Genomic DNA, 23,095 nt, shown 5'->3' on the forward strand with positions numbered 1-23,095 from the left:
ATGCCTGCATGAACCCGTCGCGCCTTTTCATCGAGCGGCCGGTGGCCACCACGCTGCTGATGCTGGCCGTGCTGCTAGTGGGCCTGCTGGGGTGGCGGCAGCTGCCCGTGGCCGCGCTGCCGCAGGTCGATTACCCGACCATCCAGGTCGTCACGCTGTACCCCGGCGCCAGCCCCGATGTGATGGCTTCGGCCGTGACCGCGCCGCTGGAGCGCCAGCTGGGGCAGATGCCCGGGCTGGCCCGCATGGCGAGCACGAGTTCGGGCGGGGCTTCGGTCATCACCCTGCGTTTCAACCTCGGGCTGCCGTTGGACGTGGCCGAGCAGGCGGTGCAGGCGGCGCTCAACGGGGCGGCCACCCTGCTGCCGACCGACCTGCCGATGCCACCGATCTACAACAAGGTCAACCCGGCCGACGCGCCGGTGATGACCCTGGGCGTGACCTCCAGCAGCCTGCCGCTCACCCGCGTGCAGGACCTGGTCGACACGCGGGTGGCCCAGAAGATCTCGCAGCTGCCGGGCGTGGGGATGGTCGCGCTCTCGGGCGGGCAGCGGCCGGCCGTGCGCATCCAGGCCAACCCGGCGGCGCTCGCTGCGCTGGGCCTGACCCTGGACGACGTGCGCACCGCCATCGGCAACGCCAACGTCAACCAGGCCAAGGGCAGTTTCGATGGCCCGTCGCAAGCGGCCACGATCGACGCCAACGACCAGCTGCGCTCGGCGGCCGAATACCGCGACCTCGTCATCGCCTGGAAGAACGGCGCGCCGATCCGGCTGCGTGACGTGGCACAGACGGTGGACGCCGCCGAGAACACGCGCCTGGCGGCCTGGGCCAACGACCGGGCCGCGGTGGTGCTCAGCATCCAGCGGCAACCGGGTGCCAATGTCATCGAGACGGTCGACCGCATCCATGCCTTGTTGCCCGAGTTGCGCGCGGCGCTGCCGTCCACGGTGCAGCTCACGGAGCTGAGTGACCGCACGACAACCATCCGCGCCTCGGTGTCGGCCACGCAGTTCGAGCTGGCGGTGGCGGTGGGGCTGGTGGTGCTGGTCATCCTGCTGTTTTTGCGCAATGGCCGCGCCACGCTGATTCCGGCCGTGACGGTGCCGCTCTCGCTGGTGGGCACGCTGGCCGTGATGGCCCTGCTCGGCTTCTCGATCAACAACCTGACCCTGATGGCGCTCACGGTGGCGGCCGGTTTCGTGGTCGACGACGCCATCGTGGTGGTCGAGAACATCGCGCGCTATGTGGAGGAGGGCGAGTCGCTGATGCAGGCCGCGCTCAAGGGCAGCGAGCAGATTGCCTTCACCATCGTGTCGCTGACCCTGTCGCTGATCGCCGTGCTGATCCCGCTGCTGTTCATGGGCGATGTGGTCGGGCGCCTGTTCCGCGAGTTCGCCGTGACGCTGGCGGTGGCCATCCTGATCTCGGGTGGGGTGTCGCTCACGCTGACGCCGATGATGAGCGCGCGGCTGCTTCAGCCCCACCATGCGCAGCGCGAGAACGCCTTCTTCCAGTTCTGCGGGCGCGTGCTGGACCGGCTGGTGGCGCAGTACGACGCCGCCCTGAAGGTCGTGCTGGCGCACCAGGGCACGACCCTGCTGGTGGCGGTCGGCACCGTGGCGCTCACGGTGGGTCTGTACCTGCTGGTGCCCAAGGGCTTCTTCCCTGCGCAGGACACCGGGGCGTTGCAGGGCATCACGCTGGCCGGGCAGTCCACCTCGTTTGCGGCGATGGCCGACCGGCAGCAGGCCCTGGCCCGGGCGCTGCTGGCTGATCCGGCCGTGCACGGTCTGAGCTCGCACATCGGCGTCGATGGGCAGAACCCCACGCTCAACAGCGGTCGGCTGCACATCACGCTGACGCCGCATGCCGAGCGCCGCGAGCCAGCCGAGGCGGTGATGCAGCGGCTGGCCGAGCGCGCGCGCAGCGTGCCCGGCATCGACCTGTTCCTGCAACCGGTGCAGGAGCTGGGCATCGAAGACACGCTGAGCCGCGGGCAGTTCCGGCTGGTGGTGCAGAGCGCCCGACCGGAAGAACTGTCGCGCTGGGTGCCGACGCTGGTCGACCGGCTGCGGACCCTGCCCGAGCTGCAGGACGTGAGCAGCGACCTTCAGGAGGAAGGGCTGCAGGCCTTTGTCGAGATCGACCGCGAAGCGGCCGGTCGGCTGGGCGTGACCGTGGCCGCCATCGACAACGTGCTCTACAGCGCCTTCGGGCAGCGGATGATTTCCACCATCTTCACGCAGGCTGCGCAGTACCGCGTGATCCTCGAGGCGGCGCCGTCCTTCCAGGTCGGGCCGCAGGCGCTGGATGACCTCTATGTGCCCGCCAGCGCGCAGGGCGGGGCGCCGGTGCGCCTGTCCAGCGTGGCGCGGGTGGTGGAGCGGCCGGCCACGCTGGCCATTCACCATGTGGGGCCGTTCCCGGCGGCCACGCTGTCCTTCAACCTGTCGCCCGGTGTGGCGCTGGGCGAGGCGGTGGCGGCGGTCGAGGCGGCCCAGGCAGAACTGGGCCTGCCCCCGTCGGTGCAGACGCGTTTCGACGGCGCGGCGCTGGCGTTCCGGGATTCGCTGTCCAGCACGCTGTGGCTGGTGCTGGCGGCCATCGTCACGATGTACATCGTGCTTGGCGTGCTCTACGAGAGCTTCATCCACCCGGTCACCATCCTGTCCACGCTGCCGTCGGCGGCGGTGGGCGCCTTGCTGGCGCTGCTGCTCAGCGGGCGGGACTTGAGTCTGATCGCCGTCATCGGCATCGTGCTGCTGATCGGCATCGTCAAGAAGAACGCGATCATGATGATCGACTTCGCGCTGGACGCCGAGCGCACGCGCGGCCTCACCCCGCGTGACGCGATCTACGAGGCCTGCCTGCTGCGCTTCCGGCCCATTCTGATGACGACCATGGCGGCGCTGCTGGGCGCCTTGCCGATGATGCTGGGCACCGGCGTGGGCGCCGAGCTGCGCCAGCCGCTGGGCATCACGCTGGTGGGCGGGTTGATCGTCAGCCAGGTGCTGACGCTGTTCACCACGCCGGTGATCTATCTGGGTTTCGTGCGCGTGCAGGGCGCCTGGCAACGCCGCTGGAGGGCCTCGGCATGAAGGTGCTGCCGACGGCCTCGACGGCGTCGCTGTCGGCGCTGTTCATCGGCCGGCCGGTGGCCACCGTGCTGCTGACGCTGGCCATTGCGCTGGCGGGGCTGCTGGGCTGGCGCATGTTGCCGGTGGCTGCCATGCCGCAGGTCGATTCGCCCACCATCGTCGTGTCGGCCAGCCTGCCGGGTGCCAACCCCGAAACCATGGCCAGCAGCGTGGCCACACCGTTGGAGCGCAGCCTGGGCCGCATCGCGGGGCTGACCGAGATGACCTCGACGTCAAACACCGGCAGCACCCGCATCACGCTGCAGTTCGACCTCGACCGCGACATCGACAGCGCCGCACGCGAGGTGCAGGCCGCCATCAACGCAGCGCGCAGCCTGCTGCCCACGGGGCTGCCGGGCAACCCCACCTACCGCAAGGTGAACCCAGGTGACGCGCCGATCATGATCGTGGCCATGACCTCGCCGCGACACAGCCGCGCGCAGATGTTCGATGCCGCCTCGACCATCCTCGCGCAGCGCCTCTCGCAGGTGAAGGGGGTGGGGCAGGTCGACGTGGGGGGGGCGTCGCTGCCCGCCGTGCGCGTCACGGTCAACCCGCAGGTGCTGGCGGCCATGGGGCTGGGTGTGGAAGACGTGCGCACGGCGCTGACCGCGGCCAACGCGCGCCGGCCGCAGGGCATGGTGGAGGACGGCCCGCGCAGCTGGCAGTTGGGCGCATCGGACCAGGCGCCGGATGCGGCCACGCTGGCGCCCACGGTGGTGCGCTGGCGCCAGGGCTCGGCGGTGCGCCTGAGCGACGTGGCCGAGGTGCGCGACAGCGTGCAGGACGTGCGCAGCGCAGGCTATGCCAATGGCGAGCCGGCCGTGGTGCTCACGATCCGCCGGCAGCCCGGTGCCAACGTCATTGAGACGGTCGACGAGATCCGCCGCCTGCTGCCCATGATGGAAGCGTCCGTGCCTTCGGACATGCGGCTGCAGGTCGTCATGGACGCCACCCGGTCGATCCGCGCGAGCCTGGAGGAGGTGCAGCGCTCGCTGGCGATCTCGGTGGCGCTGGTCATCATGGTGGTGCTGCTGTTCCTGCGCCATCGGGCGGCCACGCTGGTGCCGGCGGTGGCCGTGCCGGTCTCGCTTCTGGGCGCCCTGGCCGTGATGGCGCTGGCCGGGCTCAGCCTCAACAACCTGTCGCTGATGGCGCTGACGGTCGCCACCGGCTTCGTGGTGGACGATGCCGTGGTGGTGCTCGAGAACATCGCCCGCCACGTGGAGCGGGGGCTGCAGCCGATGGCCGCGGCGCTGCTCGGCGCCCGCGAGGTGGGCTTCACCGTGGTGTCGATGAGCCTGTCGCTGCTGGCGGTGTTCATCCCCATCCTGTTCATGGGCGGGCTGGTGGGGCGGTTGTTCCAGGAATTCGCGATGACGCTGGGCGTGGCGGTGGCGGTCTCGCTGGTGGTGTCGCTGACGACCACGCCCATGATGGCCGCGCGCCTGCTCAAGGCACCGGCCGCTGACCAACCCGCTGCACCCGAGCCCGGTTCAGCCGACGATGGGCTGGGCCGCCGCGCCTACGGCCGTTCGCTGGGCTGGGTGCTGCGCCACCCGGCGCTGGTGGGCGTGGTGCTGGCCGGCACGGTCGGGCTCACGGTGTGGCTCTACCTCACCATCCCGAAGGGCTTTCTGCCGCGGCAGGACAACGGTCGCCTGATGGGCGGGCTGGTGGCCGATCAGACCGTGTCCTTCGAGGCCCTGCAGGCCAAGCTGCAGCAGGCGATGCGCATTGTGCAGGCGGATCCGGCGGTGTCGCATGTGGTGGGCTTCACCAGCAGCGGCCAGCGCAACAGTGCCAACGTGTTTGTCGACCTGCGGCCCTTGCGCGAGCGCGATGCCGACGCCGAAGCCATCATGACCCGCCTGCGCGCCGAGCTGGCCCGGGTGCCGGGCGCACGGTTGTATCTGTGGGCCCCGCAGGATGTGCGCGTGGGGGGGCGCAGTGCCAACGCGTCGTACCAGTACACGCTGCAGTCGACCGATCTGGCGCTGTTACGGCAGTGGGAGCCGGTGGTGCGCAAGACCCTGTCGCAGCTGCCCGAACTGGTGGACGTCAACACCGACGTGGCCGATGGCAGTCCGCAGGTGTCGCTGGTGGTCGACCGCGAGGCGGCGGCCCGCCTGGGCGTGAACATCCGGCACATCGACAACACGCTCTACAGCCTGTTCGGCCAGCGCCAGGTGGCCACCATCTACCAGCCGCTCAACCAGTACAAGGTGGTGCTCGAGGCGCCGCCGTCGTTCACCAGCGGGCCGGCGTCGCTGTCGCAGGTCTACCTCTCATCGGCCGGCGGCGCACAGGTGCCCTTGTCGGCGTTTGCACGCTGGGTGCCCACCACCGCGGCCATGTCGGTCAACCGACAGAGCAGCTTCGCGGCCAGCACGGTCGCCTTCAACCTGCCCGAAGGGGTGGCGTTGTCGACCGCACAGCAGGCGGCCGAAGCGGCGCTGGCCCGGCTCAACCTGCAGACCGAGCTGCACGGCGGCTTTCAGGGCACCGCGCGGGCGCAGCAGGCCGCCACCGACAGCCAGCCGCTGCTGATCCTGGCGGCCATCATCGCGATCTACATCGTGCTGGGCGTGCTGTATGAAAGCCTGCTGCACCCGCTGACCATCCTCTCGACGTTGCCGTCGGCCAGCGTCGGCGCGCTGCTGGCGCTGATGGCCACGAAGACCGAGTTCAGCCTGGTGGCCTTCATCGGCGTGGTGCTGCTGGTGGGCATCGTGATGAAGAACGCCATCATGATGATCGACGTGGCCCTGGCCGTGCAGCGTCAGGAGGGGCTGGACGCCCGCGCGGCCATCCACAAGGCGGCCGTGCAGCGTCTGCGCCCCATCCTGATGACCAGTGCGGCCGCCATGCTGGGCGCGCTGCCGCTGGTGCTGGGCGGCGGCGAGGGGGCCGAGTTGCGTCGCCCGCTCGGCATTGCCATCGTGGGCGGGCTGTTGCTGAGCCAGCTGCTGACGCTCTACACGACGCCGGTGGTGTTCCTCGGCCTGGAGCGCTTGAAGGCCCGGCTCAGTCGATGAGCCAGCTGGGCGTGTCGTCCACGCGGGACATCAGGTCGATCTGCTGACGCAAGGCGTCGGCCTGCTGTTGCCAGTAGACGCCCGAATCGAACCACGGGAAGGCCGCGGGGAAGGCCGGGTCGTGCCAGCGACGCGCAATCCAGGCGCTGTGGTGAATCAGGCGCAGCGTGCGCAGGGGCTCGATGAGCTTGAGCTCCCGCCAGTCGAATTCGCAGACGCTCTCGTATCCATCCAGCAGGGCGTCGAGTTGCCGGGTGCGCTCGTTGGCCTCGCCACTGAGCAGCATCCAGAAGTCCTGGACCGCCGGGCCCATGCAGGCATCGTCCAGATCCACGAAATGCGGGCCCTCCGGCGTCCAGAGGATGTTGCCGGGGTGACAGTCGCCATGCAGGCGACGCAGCCGCAGCCCGTCCACGCGGGCAAAGGCCTCGTCGGCCAGGTCCAGGGCCTGGTCGGCTGCGGCGAGCCATTGCGGGCGCTGATCGGGCGGCAGCAGCGGGCAGTGGGCCAGGCTGTCGCGGGCGGCCCGGCCGGTTTCGGCCACACCCATGGTCAGGCGGTGGGCAAAGGGGCGGCGGGCGCCCACGGTGTGCATGCGGGCGAGGAAACGGCCCAGCCAGCGCAGCACCTCGGGGTCTTCGAGTTCGGGCGAGCGACCACCGCGACGCGGCGAGAGCGCCAGCCTGTGGGCACCCAGCACGCCCAGCGTGGGCGGCGTGCCCATCAGGCGCACGGTGCCGGGCGGGCCGGCGGCCGCGTCGGCGGGCACCCGGTCGGGCACAAGGGCCAGCGGCAGCGGCGGCACGGCTGGCACCTCGGCGTCGAGCAGTTCCTGGGCGAAGGCGTGTTCTTCCAGGATCTGATCGTCCGTCCAGCGGCCGGCGCGGTAGAACTTGGCCACGGCCATGCCGCCGTCGTCCAGGCCGACCTGGAACACCCGGTTCTCGTAGGAGTTGAGCTGCAGCAGTCGCCCGTCCACCCGGTGCCCGAAGGCCTCGATCGCGTCGAGCACGAGATCGGGCGTCAGGTCGGCGTAGGGCGTGTCGCCGGAGGCGGGCAGGGCGTCATGGTCGGGCATGGGCCGATTAGGCCACACCCGGCATGAACGCCCCTGGGCTCAGTCCAACTCGGATGCGACCGACAGGGCCTTGAGCACGGCGGTGTTGATGTCGCCTGCGCCCATCAGCATGTTGTCGGCCGCCTCGCGGATGTCGAACAGCGTGTTGCCTTCCAGCGCGCGCACCAGCCTGAAGTAGGGCTCGTAGGGGCCCGTGCCTTCGGCGAGCGCCTGGTAGACGCGCTCCGGCACCGGGATCGTCTTGAGCAGCTGCGCGAAGGGCTGCATGAACATGCGGTCGAGCAGCGAGAACACGCCGCAGATGAACAGCTCGCTGCGCGTCTCGTCGTCGGCGTGGGCCGCGCGGGCCAGCTCTTCCATCAGCAGGCCACGGCGCACGGCGGCGAACATCACCGGGCGCATGTTCGGATCCTTGCTGGCGGTGGCCAGCAGCAGGGCCAGCCAGCGCTTCAGACGCTGGTAGCCCAGGATCATGATCGCGTGGCGGAACGAGCCGATCTCGACCGACAGGCCAAAGGCCGGCGAGTTGATGTAGCGCATCAGCTTGTAGGCCAGGGGTGGATCGCGCTTGATGGTGTTCTCGAGGTCTTCGATGTCGGCCTGACGCTGCACCTGGTCGATCAGCTGGACGATGACCTGCAGCGCCGGCTGGTCGGCCGGCTTGCCGCTGTCCTGGATGGCGTCGTCGATGGGCCAGCCGAGCACGGCCACGGCGCCGCGACGGAAGCTGACTTCCATGTCGCCCACCGTCTCGATGCCGGACTGCACGTGCGTGATGTGGCGCACCAGGCCTTCGGGGTTGAAGCCCACGCCACCGGTGGCCTGATCGACCCGACGGTCTTCGTGAAAGTCGACGATGGCGTGCTTGAAGCAGGGCAACACGTCGCGCGGCAGTTCCTGCAGCGGGCGGCCCTTGAGCAGCAGCGTGCTGCCGTGGGCGTGCAGCGTGCAGATGGCGTCGACGTTGGCCGGATCGGCTGCCATGAAGGCCGGGATCTCGATCAGCATCTGCTTGCCCGGGCGGGTCTGCAACAGGTCGTGCAGCAGCGTTTCGCTCACGACGTTGAGCCAGACGGCCGGGCCGTCGGCGGGCCAGACCGTGGCCAGCGCGTCCATCAGGGCCGAGGGATCAAGGCGCTGGCCGGGTGTCAGCGGGAAAACGGACAGCCGCGTGGCGATCACGTTGCGCTGTCGGTCGATGACCGGGCTGTAGGCGAGCGCGGTCTGCGAAAGGATGGGGTGGTCCATGGATCGAAGGGGAGGGCGACAGGGTCAACCGATGTATTGGAACAGCGAAAGCTTTTGCACCGCGGCGTAGGTCTGCAGGGCGGCCCCGTAGCCCGTCTGCTGCTCCTGGAAGCGGGATATTGCTTCTACCATGTCCAGATCCTCGGCGTTCGACTTTTCCGACTGGGCGGCCAGTTTCAGGGCGCCAATGCGACTTTCGATGCCATCCATCCGGTTCAGGGCCTCGCCCACTTCGGCGCGGGCCGACTGCATGTTGCCCAGCACCTTGTCGAGGTCCTTGAGCCCGGTGTTCACGGTCGTCTTGAGGTCGGCGGCGGTGGGGTTGGTCTGACGCAGGCCGTCGATCGCGTCGGTCAGGGCGTCGAACACGTTCACGTCGACCAGGGCGCCGGTCTCGTCGCGGCCCTGCATCCAGGTGCGCTGGCCATCGATGGTCAGGCTCACCTGCTCGCTGGAGCTGGCCTGGATGCTGCCCCGCTGGCCGTTGAACTGCACGGTGTTGGGGGTGGTGTTGGACACCTCGGTGAACGGCGTTGTCGAGAGGCCCTGGCCCCCGAACACATAACCGCCACTGCCGTCCGGCCGGTTCGCAATGGACAGCATCTGCTTGCGGATCTCTACCAGCTTCTTGGCCAGCGCCTCTCGTTCACCATTGGAGTAAGAGCCGTTGCCGGCCGCGACCATGGTTTCCCGTGCCGTCTGCAGCAGGTCGACCGCATCGCCCAGCGCGGACTCGGCAATGCCCATGGCGTTGCGGCTGGCGTCCAGGGCGCGCTTGTCAGTGTCATTGCGCGCAATGGACGACAGTGCGCGTTCGGCCCGGGCGGCGGCCGTTGGGTCGTCGCTGGCGACGTTCACCCGCTTGCCGGAGGTCAGCTGCGTCTGCGAGCGGTTGAGCTCCTGCTGGCGGTCCTGCAGGTTGGTGATGGCCTGGTTGTAGGCGTAGGCGGTGGTCACGCGCATGATGAACTTCCTTGCGATTACTGCGCCACGTTCAGCAGTGTGTCAAAGACCTTCTGAGCCACCTGCAGCACCTTGGCGGCCGCCTGGTAGCTTTGCTGGAACTGAATCAGGCGCGCAGCCTCTTCATCCAGGTTCACGCCCCGCGTGGCCTCCAGTGTCTCGGTCGCCCGGGTTTCCAGCGTGCCGCTGATGCTGGCGGCCGTCTTGCCACTCTGCACCTTCACGCCCAGGTTGCCGATCATCTGCGAGTAGGCATCGGTCACGGTGGTGCTGGAGCCGTTGCTGGTCAGCGAGACGATGGGGCGGTCACGCAGGCCCAGCATCGCGCGTGCGTTGCCGTTGTTGCCTGACGGATCGACGGGGGGCTGCAGCGTGATTTTGTCGCCCACATTCGGCACGCCGGCAATGCGCATCGAGAACAGTGGATTACCCGACCCATCGTTGAAGACCAGGTCCTGACCCGGCACCCAGTTGGCCGCGATCACGTTGCCGCTCCCGTCCACCACGTCGAACCCCGGGCCCGTTCCGGGGGATTGGAACGTCAGTCCGAGTTGGGGCGTTGTCGACGGGGCGACCGGCGGCAGCAGCGGCAAGGGCCGACCTGCCGGCGCGATCATGGTCAGGGACTCCACCGACATCGTGCCCTGGTTGGCGTCGGCGGTGAAGGCGATCAGCGGCGAGGCGGCAGCCACATCCTGCGGGTTCTGCAGGTTGACGGCCAGAGTCGTGGCCTTGCCAGTGCCGATGAACATGTCGCTGCCGGCAATGGTGTTGCCGAGCGCGTCCTTCTTGCCCAGGATGCCGAGTTGCTGCTGCGTGTTGACCGCATTGGTGAAGCTCGACACGAAGTCGTTCAGGTCGCCGCGTGTGCCGGCCAGGTCCTTGTTCTGGAAGTCCAGCAGGCCACGGAGCGCGCCACCCGTCACCTGCGTGTCGTCCAGCATTCGCACCGAGTTCGCGGTGACGATGCCGATGCTGCCCACCGTGACGCCTTGTGCGTTGCTCGACTGCAGCAGCGACAGGCTCTCGGCCTTGTTGCTGAGCACCAGCAGCTGTCCGCCGCCGAGGAAGACGCTCAGGCTGCCGTCGTCGGCCTCCACGGTATTGACCTGCACCAGCTTGTTGAGCCGGCTGATCACCTCGTCGCGGCGGTCCATCAGGTCGTTGGGCGGCTGGCCGGTGCCGCGCGCGCTGGCGATGTCCTGGTTCAGGCGGGCAACCTGCTGTGCATACTCGTTGATCTGCGCGATGTCGGTGCCCATGTCCGAGAGCGTGCCGGCCTGCAGCTGTTCGATCTGGCTGGCAGACGAGCGAACCCGGCTGGCGAACTCCTCCGCACGCGACAGCACCACCTGGCGTGCCGACATGTCCTGCGGCTGGTTGGCCACGTCGACAAAGGCGTTCATCAGCTGCGTGGCGGCGTAGCCCAGGCCGGTCTGGCCTGTTGGCAGGGTGCCTTCCAGCTGTTCCAGCTTGTCGAGTCGCGTCTTGTCCGCGGCGGCGGCCCCGGCGGCCTCGTTGGCCGACTTGACCAGGAAATCACTGGTCGACCGTGTGACGGTCGTGACCTTGACCCCGCGGCCGAAGAAGCCCGCCCCGGTGTACATGCCGCCGTCGGTCGACAGCTCCACCTGCTGGCGCGAGAAGCCGGGCGTGTTGACGTTGCTGATGTTGTGCGCGGTCGTGTCCAGCATCGCCTGTGTGGCGAACATGGCCCGGGTGCTGAGTGCGAAGATGCCTGATCCCATGGTGCGTGCTCCTCAGCCGATCAGGTCTGGGTGCGCTGCAGGCGCACGGTGGTGTTGATCACGCGCGTGAGCTTGTCGGCGTAGGCTGGGTCCGTGGCGTAACCGGCCTTCTGCAGTCCCTGGGCATAGCCATGCGCCGTGTCGGCCTGCGCCACCGTACGACTGTAGCGGGGGCTTTGTGAGAGCAGGCGTGCGTGGTCCTTGAAGGCTTCCTCGTACGAGTCATACGCACGGAATTTCGCCGTCACCTTGCGTGCCACGCCGCCGATGTACTCGGTGGTGGTCACCTCGGCGACCTTGCCCTTCCAGCCCGCCGTGGCCTTGATGCCGAACAGGTTGTGGGAAGGTTGGCCGTCTGCGGTGCGGATCTCGCGCTTGCCCCAGCCCGACTCGAGCGCCGCCTGGCCGAGGATGTTGCTGGCCGGGATGCCCGTGGCCTGCTCGGCGGCGGCGGCGGCGGCCTGGTGCTTGCGGACGAACTGCTCGGAAGGGCTCAGTGCGCGGCCGTTGGCAGCCACGGCGCGGCCGTTTGCGTCCACGCGGCTGGTGTCGGTCGGCATGCGGGCGTCCAGGCTGCGGCCAGGCAGCGAGCCCAGCGTGCGCGCGGCCGGGTTGGCTGCGGCGGCGGGCTGGTCGGACCGGATGCCCATCTGGCGCTCCAGCTGGCGCGTGATCATGTCGCTCAGCCCACCGGGCAGGCCGGTCATCTGGGTCGAGAACTGCTGGTCCAGCATGCTCGTGCCCATCTCCGTGGCGCTGTTGTCGAGCATGCCGGCGTTCATCGTGGTCGCCCGCATGCTCTTCATCAGCTCCTGCATGAAGAGGCCTTCGAGCTGCTGGGCCGTGTCGCGGATGGCCTTGCGCGGATCCTGGCCGGCCGTGCCCTTGAGCTGGTCGAGCGAGCGCAGGTCTGTGGCCAGACCGGGGCGTTGGGGGAAGCTCATCAGATCACCTCCAGATCAGCCTGCAGCGCACCGGCTGCCTTCATGGCCTGCAGGATGGCCAGCAGGTCCTGCGGGTTGGCGCCCAGCGTGTTGAGCGCCTTGACGACGTCGGTGAGCTGGGTGCCTGCCGGCATCTGGATCAGCGCGCCTGGCGCCTGGTTGATGGCGATGTCGGCCTTCTCGCTGACCACCGTCTGCCCCTGGGACATCGGGTTGGGCTGGCTGATGACCGGGGTGGAGCTGATGGTGACGGACAGGTTGCCGTGGGCCACGGCGCAGGGCCCGAGCGTCACGTTCTGGTTGAGCACGACCGAGCCGGTGCGCGCATTGATGACGATGCGTGCCGCCGGCGTGGCGCGGCTGATGGTGAGGTTCTCCACGTCGGCCATGAAGGCCACGCGCTCGCCGGGCGCCTGAGGCAGCTTGACGGCCACGGTGCGACCGTTGATCGCTTCGGCGGTGCCATCGCCCTTCGCCTGGTTGATGGCCTTGGCCACTTCGCGGGCGGTGTTGAAGTCGTCCGAGCGCAGGTCGTACTGCACCAGGCTTCCCTGCAGCCACGGAGAAGGCACGGCCCGCTCGACCGAGGCGCCATCCGGGATGCGGCCCGCGCTGAGGTGGTTGATCTGCACCTTCGAGCCGCCTTGCGAGGCCCCCGCGCCCCCCACGATCAGGTTGCCCTGTGCCAGCGCGTAGATCTGGCCGTCAGCGCCCTTCAGCGGTGTGGCGATCAGCGTGCCGCCCCGCAGCGACTTGGCATTCCCGATCGACGACACGTTGACGTCGATGGGCTGACCGGGCTGGGCAAACGCCGGGAGGTTGGCCGTCACCAGCACGGCGGCGACGTTCTTGAGCTGCATCGGCACGCCAGCGGGCACGGTGATGCCCATCTGCTGCAGCATTGCGTTCATGCTCTGGCCTGTGAAGGGCGTCTGAGCGGTCTGGTCGCCGGTGCCGTCCAGGCCCACGACGAGGCCATAGCCCATCAGCTGGTTGCTGCGCACCCCCTGGATGGCCGCGATTTCCTTGAGCCGCACCGTCGCGGCCTGGGCGTTCCAGCCGCCTGCCAGCAAGGTGGCCAGGCAGATGGGGGCGATCAGTTGCTTGATCAGGCGGGAGGTGGTGCGCATGGGGCCGAATCCTTCTGGGGGTCGGCTCCATTCTGCGAACCTTTAGAACGGCGAAATGCTCAAAAAGATGCGGGAGAGCCAGCCTATTCCCTGGGCTTCCTGCTGGGCACCCTGGCCGCGCTGCTCCACGCGCACGTTCGCCACCTTCTGCGAGCTCACAGAGTTGTCGCGCTGGATGGCCATCGGGTCGATCTGGCCCGAGAAGCGCAGCACGTCCACATTGGCGCCGATGCCGATCTGCTTTTCGGCGGACACGACGAGGTGGCCGTTGGGCAGCACCTCGATCACGGTGGCCGTGATGTTGCCTTCGAACTTGTTGTCCGCCTTGGCGGTGCCCTTGCCGTTGTAGGTGTTGTTGCTGTTGCCGGCGGCCTCCAGCTTGGCCAGCGACGACGCGCCGATCAGCGGCACGGCCGTGATCCCGCTCGAGACCTTGCCGTCCTTCTGGATGGTGGTGGTCTTTTCCTGGTTGGCCTTGAGCTCTTCGTTGATCACGATGGTGATGATGTCGCCCACCATGCGCGCGCGGTGCGTCTCGTACAACGGGCGGTAACCCGCCCCCTGGAAGATCGAACCGTTGGGTGCGGTGGCCGTGGCCGTCGGCGGGGTGGGGCGCGCCTGCGTGGGCTCGACCACGTCGACCTTGGGATTGAGGGTGACGCAGCCGGACAGCGCCGCCCCGCACAGGGCCAGGCCCAGAGTGTGCAGCCTCCTCATCACAGTTGTCCCAGCTTCTGCAGCATCTGATCCGAGGTCTGGATGGCCTTGGAGTTCAGCTCGTAGGCGCGCTGTGTCTGGATCATCTGAACCAGCTCCTGCACCACGTTGACGTTCGATGTTTCGACGAAGCCTTGCGACAGCGAACCGAGGCTGCCCGACTGCGGGTTGCCCTGCTGAGGCGGGCCGGAGGCGACGGATTCGACGTACGTGTTCTGGCCGATCGGATCGAGTCCCGGCGGGTTCACGAAGTTCGACATCTGGAAGCGCCCGATGACGGAGGGCTCGGTTTCACCGGCCAGCTTGGCCGAGATGATGCCGTCGGCAGAGATCGTGATGCCGGTGGCTTCGGCTGGCACCTGGGCGCCGTTCGTGTTCACCAGGTAGCCGTTGTTCGTGACGATGCGGCCCTGGTTGTCCAGCTGGAAGGCACCGTCCCGGGTGTAGCCGGTGCGGCCGTCGGGCAGGGTGATCTCGAAGAAGCCCTTGCCATTGATGGCCACGTCGAGGTTGCCGCTCGTCTGCTGCAGGCTGCCCTGCGTGAACTGGCGCGAGGTGGCCACCGGGCGCACGCCCAGGCCCACCTGCAGCCCGGTAGGCAGCGTCGTCTGCTCCGAGCTGTTGGCCCCGCTCTGGCGCAGCGTCTGGTACATCAGGTCTTCGAACACGGCGTGCGACTGCTTGTAGCCGTTCGTGCCGCTGTTGGCCAGGTTGTTCGAGATGTGGTCCAGCTGGGTCTGCTGGGCTTCCATGCCGGATTTCGAGATCCACAGGGAACGCATCATGGCCGGTCTCCTTCAGGGTTCAGGTCGAAGCTCACGAGCCCGACAACAGTTGCGCAGCCGCCTTCTCGTCCTGCTCGGCGGTCTGCATCATCTTCATCTGCGCCTCGAACTGGCGGGCGGCTGCGATCATCGACACCATGGTCTCGATCGGGCTGACGTTCGAGCCTTCCAGGGCGCCGCTCTGCAGGCGGGCGACGTCGCTGAGGGCCAGCGGGTCACCGTTGGCCGTGCGGAACAGGCCGTCGTCGCCCCGTTTGAGCTTTTCTTCCGGGATGACCATCTTGAGGCGGCCTGCCTGGGTGATCAGCCCGTTCGCCTGCTTGGCGCTCACCGTGCCATCCGGCGCGATGCTCACCTCGGTTTCCGGCGGCACCGTGATCGGACCGCCATCGCCCATCACCGGCAAGCCTGCCGGGGTCACGAGCGTGCCGTCGGGCAGCACCTCCATCGTGCCGGCCCGCGTGTAGGCCTCGGTGCCATCCAGCGCCTGCACCGTCATCCAGGCCCGCCCCTGCATGGCCACATCCAGCGGGCGGCCCGTCACCGTGACGGGTCCGGCCGCGTCGTCGTAGCCCACCGTGGTCTCGAGCGAATACACCCGCGTGGTGGCCCCGTCGCCGCGCACCGGCACCGCGCGAATCGCCTGCAGCTCGGCGCGGAAGCCCGTGGTGCTCACGTTCGCCAGGTTGTTCGACAGCACGTCCTGGCGCTGCATGTTCATCTTGGCGCCGGCCATGCTGAGGTAAATCATGCGGTCCATCAGCAGCTCCTTGCGATCACGTCAGGGCAGGTCATCCACATCAGCGGATGTTCACCAGGGTCTGCAACACCTGGTCTTCTGTCTTGATGGTCTGCGCGTTGGCCTGGTAGGTGCGCTGTGCGACGATCATGTTGACCAGCTCGCCCGTCAGGTCGACGTTGGACTCTTCCAGCGCGCCACCCTGAAGCAGACCCAGGCGGCCCGCACCCGGGTTGCCGTACTGGGCCGGTCCGGAGGCAGCAGTCTGACCCCACTCGTTGCCGCCCTTGGGCTCGAGGCCCTGCGGGTTGTTGAAGCGCGCCAGGCCGATCTGCGCTTCGGACACCGTCTGACCGTTGGTGTAGCGCACCTGGATGGCGCCGGTCGAGTCGATGCTGAAGCTGGAGAAGTCGCCGCGCGGGTAGCCGTTCTGCTGCAGCTCGTTGACGACCGACTTGCCGGCAAACTGCGTCGCGCTGCTCCAGTCCACCGTGGCATTGATGCTGGAGAGCGTGCTGATGCCGACATCGGTGCCCGTGATGGGGGGCAGCGGCACCACGCCCATGGTGCCGGCCGTCGTGTAGTCGTTGCCGTTGTAGTCGACGACACGGTTCGGCTGGCTGGTGGTCGGATCGAACTCGATCTGGAAAGCCGGGGTGGTGGCGCCCAGCGGCAGGTACTTGCCGTTCACGGCCGCGTACACGTCCCAGCTGTCGTCGCCGCTCTTGCGATAGTAGTAGTCCACGGCCACGCCCTGACCCGAGCCGTCGTACAAGGTCTGCGTGGTGCTGAACGTGTAGGTGCCGTTGAGCGGCGGGTACACCGAGGTGTCGTAGGCGTCGTCCGCCTTTTCCGCTGCATTGAGGTTCACGTCCATCGTGATGCTGGACGTGGCCTGGGCGCTGCCCCCGGTCAGGGCCAGCTTGATGGGCTGGTCGCCGTCGCTGAGCAGCTTGTGGCCCTGGTTGTTCACGATGTAGCCGTTGCTGTCCACCTTGAACTGGCCGTTGCGGCTGAAGAGTTTTTCTCCGGCTTCGAACAACGAGCCGTTGGTGCTCATGTCCCAGCGCTGCACCTTGAAGAAGCCGTCGCCATTGATGGCGATGTCCAGCGGGTTCTCGGTCGTGGTGATGTTGCCCTGCGTGAACTGCTGGGCCACCGAGGCAATCGTCGCCCCGATGCCGATGTTGTTGCTGCCCCCGCCGCCCAGCGAGGCCGCGTACATGTCGGCAAACTCGGCTCGGGCGGTCTTGGCGCCGTAGGTGTTGGCGTTCGCCACGTTGTTGCCGATGACCTGCAGACTCTTGCTGGAGACGTTGAGTCCGGATAGTCCTTGCTGGAAGCCCATTTCTGTTCCTTTCGGGGGTGACTGCCTGGGGCGTTCGGGAGGGGGAGGGGGTGACTTACGAAACGGCCTTGACCGCGCTGTACGCCACGCTGCCCTTGTTCTGGAGTTCGAGGGTGAGCGTGCCGTTCGGCGTGCTCACGGCGTTGACGTGGTCGAGCATCATGGTGGTCGACCCCACGGCCGTCTTGCCGGAGGTGGCCGTCACCTTGAAGCTCATGCCGGTGGTGTCGGTGCCCGCAGGCGGCGTCCAGGAGAAGCCCTGGCGGCCTGCCGGCACGGCGCTCTGGTTCACCGAGTCGATGACCTTGCCTTCCTTGCTCAGGATGTCGATGCGGACCGTGCCCGCGGCCGCGGCCAGGTCGTAGCCACCCACGGTCACGCCATTGGCACCTGCCGCGAGCTGATTGCCTTCCAGCCACACGTCGCGGCCCACCAGGCCCGCACCCTGCAGCATCTGCATCTGGGTGAGGCTGGTGCCCAGGCCCGTCATCGTCGTGTTCAGCTTCTCGATGCCGGTCACCGTCTGGATCTGCGCCATCTGGCTCGTCACCTGCGCGTTGTCCATCGGGTTGAGCGGGTCCTGGTTCTGCATCTGCGTCACCAGGAGCTTCAGAAAGCGGTCAGACGCCTCCGTCGTGCTCGATGTCTTGCTGGTTCCCGTGCCCGACGTGGTCGTCGCGCCCGTGCTGTTGATCAGGGAGGTGGAGCTCATGGCGTGTGTCCTTCAGCGTCAGCTGCCCTGACCCATCTGCAGGGTCTTCATCAGCAGGGTTTTGGTCGTCGTCATGACCTCGATGTTGTTCTGGTACGAACGCGAGGCCGAGATCATGTTGACCATCTCTTCCACGGCGTTGACGTTGCTGTAGGTCACGTAGCCCTCGGCATCGGCCTGAGGGTGGCGCGGGTCATGCACCCGGCGGCCAGGACTGTTGTCTTCGGTGACGTTGCTGACCGTGACGCCAGCCGCGCCCACCGAGCCCATGGCCGCGGTGGTGAAGACGACGTGGCGGGCCTTGTAAGACTGGCCATCGGGGCCTGCGACCGTGTCGGCGTTGGCCAGGTTGGAGGCCACGACGTTGAGGCGCTGCGACTGTGCGCTGACCGCGCTGCCGGACACGTTGAAAATGTTGAACATCGACATGGGGCGCTCCTGTTACTGCGAGTGCGGGGGCCTTACTGGCCCGTGATGGCGGTGTTCAACGTGCGCACGCTGCCGTTGATGAAACGCAGCGTGGCCTCGTAACGCACGGTGTTGTCGGCAAAGCTGGCGCGCTCACGGTCCATGTCCACCGAGTTGCTGTCGAGGTTGGTCTGCGAGGCCGCCGCGTAGTTCATGTCCGGCTCGACGCGGGCTCCGGCGGGCCGGCCATCGCGTTGCAGGTGACCCGTGGCGCTGGTGGTGGCCAACTGCAGCTTGGTCGAGGGCAGACCGCTGGCGGCGGCCGAGCTCTGGCCGGTCGCGTCGCGCAGGGCGCTGGCAAAGTTGAAGTCGCGGGCCACGTAGCCCGGCGTGTCGGCGTTGGCGATGTTGCTGGCGATCAGGCGCTGGCGTTCCGACCGCAGGGTCAACGCCTGGGCCTGAAAGTTCAAGGAGTCGGTCAAACGGTTCAACATCTTGGGCACCTCCGGCCGCCTGGCATGCCGGTCAATCCGGTGCCTGATGGGGGCCTTGAGCTTGGTGCCGATGGTGCGGCCGCACGGGCCGGAACATGAGCCGGAATAAGGGGCTTTTCGACCGGCATTTCGCGCAGCGCTGGCGGCGGCCACTCCTTACAGTTCGGTCCATCATGTCCGCCTTGCCTCGCTCCGCCTGCTCAACGTCCGCCTCGTCATCGTGGTGGCGCGTCTCGCTGGCGTGCTGGCTGTCACGTGCTGCATTGGCTGGCGCCTGGAGCCTGGCCCTCGTGTGTGTGGCCTGGGCCACGCCGCAGGCACCCGCACCGCAAGCAACCGCACCGCAGGAAACCGCCGCGGCACTGCAGTCCGAAGTGAATGCGCTGCTCGCTCAGCAACGCGTGGCGCCTGCCGACAAGCGGCTGCCCTGGCGCGTGAGCTTCGAGCTCGGCGAACTTGACCCGCGCCTGCGCCTCGCGCCGTGCGCCCGCATCAAGGCCTACTTGCCGCAAGGCGCACGGCTGTGGGGCCGCACCCGCGTCGGACTCCGCTGCGAGCAGGGCAGCGTGCACTGGAATGTCTTCTGGCCCGTGACGGTTCGCGTCTGGGCGCCCGCCGTCGTGGCCGCCGCCGCCTTGCGACCCGGCGAGCCGCTCACGGCTGGCGACCTGAGCTTGGCCGAGGTCGATCTGACCGCCCGCCCTGCGCCCGCCGTCACGCAGCCGGAATCCCTGATCGGTCGCTCGTTGAGTCGGGCGGTCGAGGCCGGGCAGGCGATTCGTGCCGATGACGTGAAGCCCCGCCGCTGGTTCAGCCCGGGCGACACCGTCACCGTCAACCTGATGGGCCAGGGCTTTCGTGTGCAGGCAGAAGGCCGTGCAATGGCCCCAGGCGATGAGGGTCAATGTGCGCGCATCCGTGCCGAAAACGGGAAGATGCTGTGTGCGATGCCGGTCGGCGAGCGCGCAGCGGAGTTGAGGCTGTGAAACAGATGGTTGCGTTTTGGCCCCTTGTTCAGGGGGTGAGCGACGTGGAAGACATTAAAGTCGCCCCGTCTCACGTCGATAAGACGGATGTGACCACCCGAGATACCTCGGGAACAAGGAGTGCATCATGAAAATCGGCAACCCACTCGACAAGGCGCTTGGCGCCGGGGCGCCCCAGCGAACCGAGGGCGCCACCTCGACCACCACCCCGGGGAAGACCGCTTCCCTGGACGGCGGTGTCGGCGAGAGCACCAAGGTGACGCTTTCGTCCACCGCAGCGGGCCTGATGACGGCCGCCGACACCGGCGACTTCAACGCCGCCAAGGTGTCCGAAGTGAAATCGGCCATCGACAGCGGAACCTACAAGGTCAACCCGGAAGTCATCGCGGACAAGCTCATCAGCAACGCCCGTGACCTGCTGCAACGCGCTGCCTGATGTCCTTCACGGGTTCTGCCATGCCGGGCGCCGCGAGCCTGTCACCCGCTGAGGCCCTGGCCCAGCGGGTGTCCTTGCTTGAAGAACAGCTCGATGCGCTGGATGCGGCCCTGGCTGTCGGCGCAACCGATGCGCTCGACGCGGCCACCACCGGGCTTCAGCAAGCCCTTGCCGAAACCCTGCGGGCCGCCAGCCAGCCCGGCCTCGGTGCGCTCGACCCCGTGCTGCAACGCCGCCTGCTGAATGCCCGCACCCGTGTGCAAGGCGTGGGCGCCAGTGTGCAGCGCGCCGCCTCGTCGTTCGAGCGCACGCTGCAGGTGCTGCTGCCACGCGAGCAGGCCGACACCTATGGTGCACTGGGCGCAAGCCCGTCGGCGCAGGCGCTCAAGGCCTACCGCTGACCTGGCGGGTTGGCGCGGGGCGCACCGCCGCCGTGCTCAGCCCTCGACGGCCCCTTCCACCACCAACTGCACGCGCTGCCGGCCCTGGAATTCGTCCAGGCTCACGCGGTAAGCCAGCCGGGCTTTCGCAGGCAGCGGGGCGGTGCGGCCAAACCAGATCCCGTCTCGCACCTGGCCCTGCACGCGCAGGCTCAGCTTCAGGTGACGTTCGCCCACCAGCCGCTGGTTCAGCACCTCGGCCTGGTCGCAGAACACCGGCGCATCGAAGCCTGGGCCCCACACTGTCGCATCCAGCGCCTGCACCGCCTCGGGCGTGAACCATTGCGCGTCGAGTGGCCCGTCGGTGCTGAGCTGGCGCTGCAGCAGGCCGGCGTCCAGCCCTGCTTCGGCGATCTGCGCCATCGCGGTCTTGAAGGTGATGAAATCGCTTTCCGCAATGGTGCAGCCAGCGGCCATGGCGTGGCCACCGAAGCGCTTCAGCAACCCCGGATGGCGCTTGGCCACCAGGTCCAGCGCATCGCGCAGGTGGAAGCCGGGAATCGACCGCCCCGAGCCCTTGAGCCATCCATCCTGGCCCATGGCAAACACGAAGGTCGGCCGGTGCAGCCGGTCCTTCAGGCGCGAGGCCACGATGCCGACCACGCCCTCGTGGAAGGCGGGGTCGAACAGGGCCAGCGCGGCGGGCGGGTCGCCTTCCGGCATCAGGGATTCGAGCATGAACTCCGCCTGCTCGCGCATCCCGCCCTCGAGGTCGCGGCGCTCCCGGTTGATGACATCGAGCTGACGCGCCAGCACTTCGGCGCGGGCCGGGTCGTCCGTGCTGAGACATTCGATGCCCAGTCCCATCTCGGCCAGACGGCCGGCGGCGTTCACCCGCGGGCCGATGGAAAAGCCGAAATCCTGGCTGCTGGCCCGCGTCGGATCGCGGCCTGCGGCGGCAAACAGCGCAGCCATCCCGGGCTGCATGCGCCCGGCCCGGATGCGCTTGAGGCCCAGCGCCACCAGGCGGCGGTTGTTGTCGTCCAGCCGGCCCACGTCGGCAATGGTGCCCAGGGCCACCAGATCGAGCAGGGTGTCGATGCGCGGCTGGGCGGCGGCATCGAACGCGCCGCGCTGTCGAAGTTCGGCGCGCAGCGCCAGCAGCACATAGAACATCACGCCGACGCCGACCAGCGCCTTGCTCGGGAAGCCACATGCCGGCTGGTTGGGGTTCACGATCACGTCTGCCGCGGGCAGGTTCACACGCCCGTTGGGCTCGATCACCGGCAAATGGTGGTCGGTGATCAGCACCTTCATGCCCAGCGTGTGGGCCAGATCGACGGCCTCGTGGCTGGCCATCCCGTTGTCCACGGTCACCAGCACGTCGGCGCGGCGCGCCTTCACCATCTCGACAATGGGTGGGGTGAGACCGTAGCCATGCAGGGCCCGGTCGGGCACCACATAGCCGAGTTGCTCGGGCCGCGCGCCGAGCATGCGCAGGCCACGCAGGGCGGTGGCGCAGGCGGTGGCGCCGTCGCAGTCATAGTCGGCCACGATGCAGATGCGCTCCCCGGCCGCAATGGCGTCGGCCAGCAGGACGGCGGCCTCGCGCGTGCCCAGCAGGGCGTCGGGTGGCAGGAGGCGGGCGGGGCTGTCGTCCAGCTCGTCGGCCTGGCGCACCCCACGGGCCGCAAACAGCCGGGCCAGCAAGGGGTGCACGCCCGCCTGCTCCAGGGCCCACACCACGCGCGGTGGGACGTCTCGTTCAATCAACTGCATCGGGGGCTCAGAGTTCGGTCAACCAGGCGGAAGGGCGCGGGGCCGTGGCGCCGCGCAGGCCCTGCCAGAGGCGGGTCAGCACGTTGCCAGTGCCTCGCCGCGTGCCGAGGGTTACGGCATGGCGCTCACCGCACAGGGTCAGGCGCACGGGCGCGCCCGCCTGGGCCAGCGCGCAGGCTTGCTTCAACACGGTCGCGTCGAGCTGCTGCCAGCCAGCCAGCCAGCTGGCCATGTCGTCGGCCAGCATGGGTGCACGCAGTGTGTCGACCAGTTCGACGCCAGGGGGCAGCACCATGTTGGGCCCGGGCATGCCGCATCCGCTCAGCCAGAACGAGTTCAGCGTCGGCAGGCCGGCCGCCTCACGGCGGTCGTTCACGGGATGGTGGTACAGCACCATCTGCACTTCGCTCTGCAGTCGGCGCAGCACGCGCGCCTGCGGGTGGTCGGTCATCCACAGGTCGGGGTTGCGGCCGATCACGCGGTCGAGCGAGGCCGTAGGAAGCCCGGCCAGCGAGGGGTGCGATGCGTACCAGCGCGTCGGCGCCCCCCACAGCAGCGTCCAGCCGTCGCTCTCGAACAGTTCGCGCACGGTCTCGTAGGCCGCGCGCGAGTCGGCCTCCGTCACGGCCAGGCCGTCCGGGTCCAGCAGGGTCATGTGATCACGGCCCATCAGCCAGTGGCCGGGGGTCAGCAGACCCCATGGCTGCCCCGCGGTGAGGGCCACCCCGTCGTGATGCGCCCACCAGACGGCCCAGGGCATGGCGCCATCGGCCAGCGCATCGCCGGTGTCGGCCCAGCCCATGAGTTCGGCCAGCACCCGCTCGTGCGGGGTCGAGAGCGCGTACTCATCGCCCGGTGTGCGGCCCATTTCCTCCAGTTGCCCCATCAGTGCGGCCCAGTGGGGCAGGGCGTCAGGGGCATCCAGGCGCGGCAGGGCGTGGGCGCACGGCTCGGACAGGCTGGCCGCGAACGGCACGATCCAGTGCCGTGGCGCGGCGTGTTTCTCATCGGGGGCGGGCATG

General features: G+C 68.4%; 20 protein-coding genes. 5 read left to right on the forward strand and 15 right to left on the reverse strand.

From position 1 onward, the window contains the following. The first annotated feature begins 8 nt into the window (after nucleotides 1–8). The gene (locus Q0Z44_RS00660) at nucleotides 9–3,101 is read left to right on the forward strand and encodes an MdtB/MuxB family multidrug efflux RND transporter permease subunit (protein WP_298008620.1); all 3,093 of its coding nucleotides are present in this window, start codon (nucleotides 9–11) and stop codon (nucleotides 3,099–3,101) included. Continuing rightward, nucleotides 3,098–6,178, forward strand: coding sequence for an efflux RND transporter permease subunit (locus Q0Z44_RS00665; protein ID WP_298008623.1), 3,081 nt, complete (start codon nucleotides 3,098–3,100; stop codon nucleotides 6,176–6,178). The genes Q0Z44_RS00660 and Q0Z44_RS00665 overlap by 4 nt, the downstream gene beginning before the upstream one ends. Here the strand turns inward: Q0Z44_RS00665 and Q0Z44_RS00670 are convergent. The 13 genes from Q0Z44_RS00670 to flgB are packed head-to-tail and all read right to left on the reverse strand — an operon-like array spanning nucleotide 6,168 to nucleotide 18,492. Further along, complete coding sequence (locus Q0Z44_RS00670) at nucleotides 6,168–7,256, reverse strand: serine/threonine protein kinase (RefSeq protein WP_298008626.1); 1,089 nt, start codon at nucleotides 7,254–7,256, stop codon at nucleotides 6,168–6,170. The two genes, Q0Z44_RS00665 and Q0Z44_RS00670, sit on opposite strands and share 11 nt — an antisense overlap. A 39-nt stretch (nucleotides 7,257–7,295) precedes the next feature. Beyond that, nucleotides 7,296–8,504, reverse strand: a complete 1,209-nt coding sequence (locus Q0Z44_RS00675) for an HDOD domain-containing protein (protein WP_298008629.1) — start codon at nucleotides 8,502–8,504, stop codon at nucleotides 7,296–7,298. Between the two features lie 24 nt (nucleotides 8,505–8,528). Continuing rightward, nucleotides 8,529–9,467 (reverse strand): flagellar hook-associated protein FlgL, encoded by a 939-nt coding sequence (gene flgL, locus Q0Z44_RS00680; RefSeq protein WP_298008631.1) that lies wholly within the window; start codon nucleotides 9,465–9,467, stop codon nucleotides 8,529–8,531. Nucleotides 9,468–9,484: 17 nt separating this feature from the next. Further along, complete coding sequence (flgK, locus tag Q0Z44_RS00685; RefSeq protein ID WP_298008634.1) at nucleotides 9,485–11,215, reverse strand: flagellar hook-associated protein FlgK; 1,731 nt, start codon at nucleotides 11,213–11,215, stop codon at nucleotides 9,485–9,487. Between the two features lie 20 nt (nucleotides 11,216–11,235). Beyond that, nucleotides 11,236–12,159, reverse strand: a complete 924-nt coding sequence (flgJ, locus tag Q0Z44_RS00690; RefSeq protein WP_298008637.1) for a flagellar assembly peptidoglycan hydrolase FlgJ — start codon at nucleotides 12,157–12,159, stop codon at nucleotides 11,236–11,238. Beyond that, nucleotides 12,159–13,289: a flagellar basal body P-ring protein FlgI gene (locus Q0Z44_RS00695; RefSeq protein WP_298008641.1), complete on the reverse strand. Its 1,131-nt coding sequence runs from the start codon at nucleotides 13,287–13,289 to the stop codon at nucleotides 12,159–12,161. The genes flgJ and Q0Z44_RS00695 overlap by 1 nt, the downstream gene beginning before the upstream one ends. Nucleotides 13,290–13,331: 42 nt before the next feature. Then, nucleotides 13,332–14,006, reverse strand: a complete 675-nt coding sequence (locus Q0Z44_RS00700; protein WP_298008644.1) for a flagellar basal body L-ring protein FlgH — start codon at nucleotides 14,004–14,006, stop codon at nucleotides 13,332–13,334. Beyond that, on the reverse strand, nucleotides 14,006–14,791 hold the full coding sequence (flgG, locus tag Q0Z44_RS00705; protein WP_298008647.1) for a flagellar basal-body rod protein FlgG: 786 nt from the start codon (nucleotides 14,789–14,791) through the stop codon (nucleotides 14,006–14,008). The genes Q0Z44_RS00700 and flgG overlap by 1 nt, the downstream gene beginning before the upstream one ends. A 31-nt stretch (nucleotides 14,792–14,822) precedes the next feature. Further along, complete coding sequence (gene flgF, locus Q0Z44_RS00710; protein ID WP_298008651.1) at nucleotides 14,823–15,551, reverse strand: flagellar basal-body rod protein FlgF; 729 nt, start codon at nucleotides 15,549–15,551, stop codon at nucleotides 14,823–14,825. A gap of 40 nt (nucleotides 15,552–15,591) precedes the next feature. Then, complete coding sequence (gene flgE / locus Q0Z44_RS00715; RefSeq protein ID WP_298008654.1) at nucleotides 15,592–16,878, reverse strand: flagellar hook protein FlgE; 1,287 nt, start codon at nucleotides 16,876–16,878, stop codon at nucleotides 15,592–15,594. 55 nt (nucleotides 16,879–16,933) lie between these two features. Then, entirely contained in the window at nucleotides 16,934–17,590 is a 657-nt protein-coding gene (locus Q0Z44_RS00720) for a flagellar hook capping FlgD N-terminal domain-containing protein (RefSeq protein WP_298008657.1), read from the reverse strand. A gap of 18 nt (nucleotides 17,591–17,608) precedes the next feature. Continuing rightward, nucleotides 17,609–18,019 carry a flagellar basal body rod protein FlgC gene (flgC, locus tag Q0Z44_RS00725; protein WP_109035576.1) on the reverse strand — a complete coding sequence of 137 codons (411 nt, stop codon included), beginning with the start codon at nucleotides 18,017–18,019 and terminating at the stop codon, nucleotides 17,609–17,611. Between the two features lie 32 nt (nucleotides 18,020–18,051). Beyond that, nucleotides 18,052–18,492, reverse strand: coding sequence for a flagellar basal body rod protein FlgB (gene flgB, locus Q0Z44_RS00730; RefSeq protein ID WP_298008664.1), 441 nt, complete (start codon nucleotides 18,490–18,492; stop codon nucleotides 18,052–18,054). 173 nt (nucleotides 18,493–18,665) lie between these two features. Between flgB and flgA the strand changes: the two genes are divergently transcribed. The 3 genes from flgA to Q0Z44_RS00745 all read left to right on the forward strand — a co-directional run bounded on the left by flgA (nucleotide 18,666) and on the right by Q0Z44_RS00745 (nucleotide 20,315). Next, entirely contained in the window at nucleotides 18,666–19,478 is an 813-nt protein-coding gene (flgA, locus tag Q0Z44_RS00735) for a flagellar basal body P-ring formation chaperone FlgA (protein ID WP_298008667.1), read from the forward strand. Nucleotides 19,479–19,605: 127 nt separating this feature from the next. Beyond that, on the forward strand, nucleotides 19,606–19,914 hold the full coding sequence (flgM, locus tag Q0Z44_RS00740; RefSeq protein WP_109035582.1) for a flagellar biosynthesis anti-sigma factor FlgM: 309 nt from the start codon (nucleotides 19,606–19,608) through the stop codon (nucleotides 19,912–19,914). Nucleotides 19,915–19,934: 20 nt separating this feature from the next. After that, on the forward strand, nucleotides 19,935–20,315 hold the full coding sequence (locus tag Q0Z44_RS00745) for a hypothetical protein (protein WP_298008673.1): 381 nt from the start codon (nucleotides 19,935–19,937) through the stop codon (nucleotides 20,313–20,315). Nucleotides 20,316–20,351: 36 nt separating this feature from the next. Here the strand turns inward: Q0Z44_RS00745 and recJ are convergent, their stop codons facing one another. Next, the gene (gene recJ / locus Q0Z44_RS00750) at nucleotides 20,352–22,073 is read right to left on the reverse strand and encodes a single-stranded-DNA-specific exonuclease RecJ (protein WP_298008676.1); all 1,722 of its coding nucleotides are present in this window, start codon (nucleotides 22,071–22,073) and stop codon (nucleotides 20,352–20,354) included. Between the two features lie 7 nt (nucleotides 22,074–22,080). Continuing rightward, entirely contained in the window at nucleotides 22,081–23,094 is a 1,014-nt protein-coding gene (locus Q0Z44_RS00755; protein ID WP_298008679.1) for a hypothetical protein, read from the reverse strand. Nucleotide 23,095 lies beyond the last annotated feature (1 nt).

Source organism: uncultured Aquabacterium sp., from assembly GCF_947366995.1.
Lineage (GTDB): Bacteria > Pseudomonadota > Gammaproteobacteria > Burkholderiales > Burkholderiaceae_C > Aquabacterium.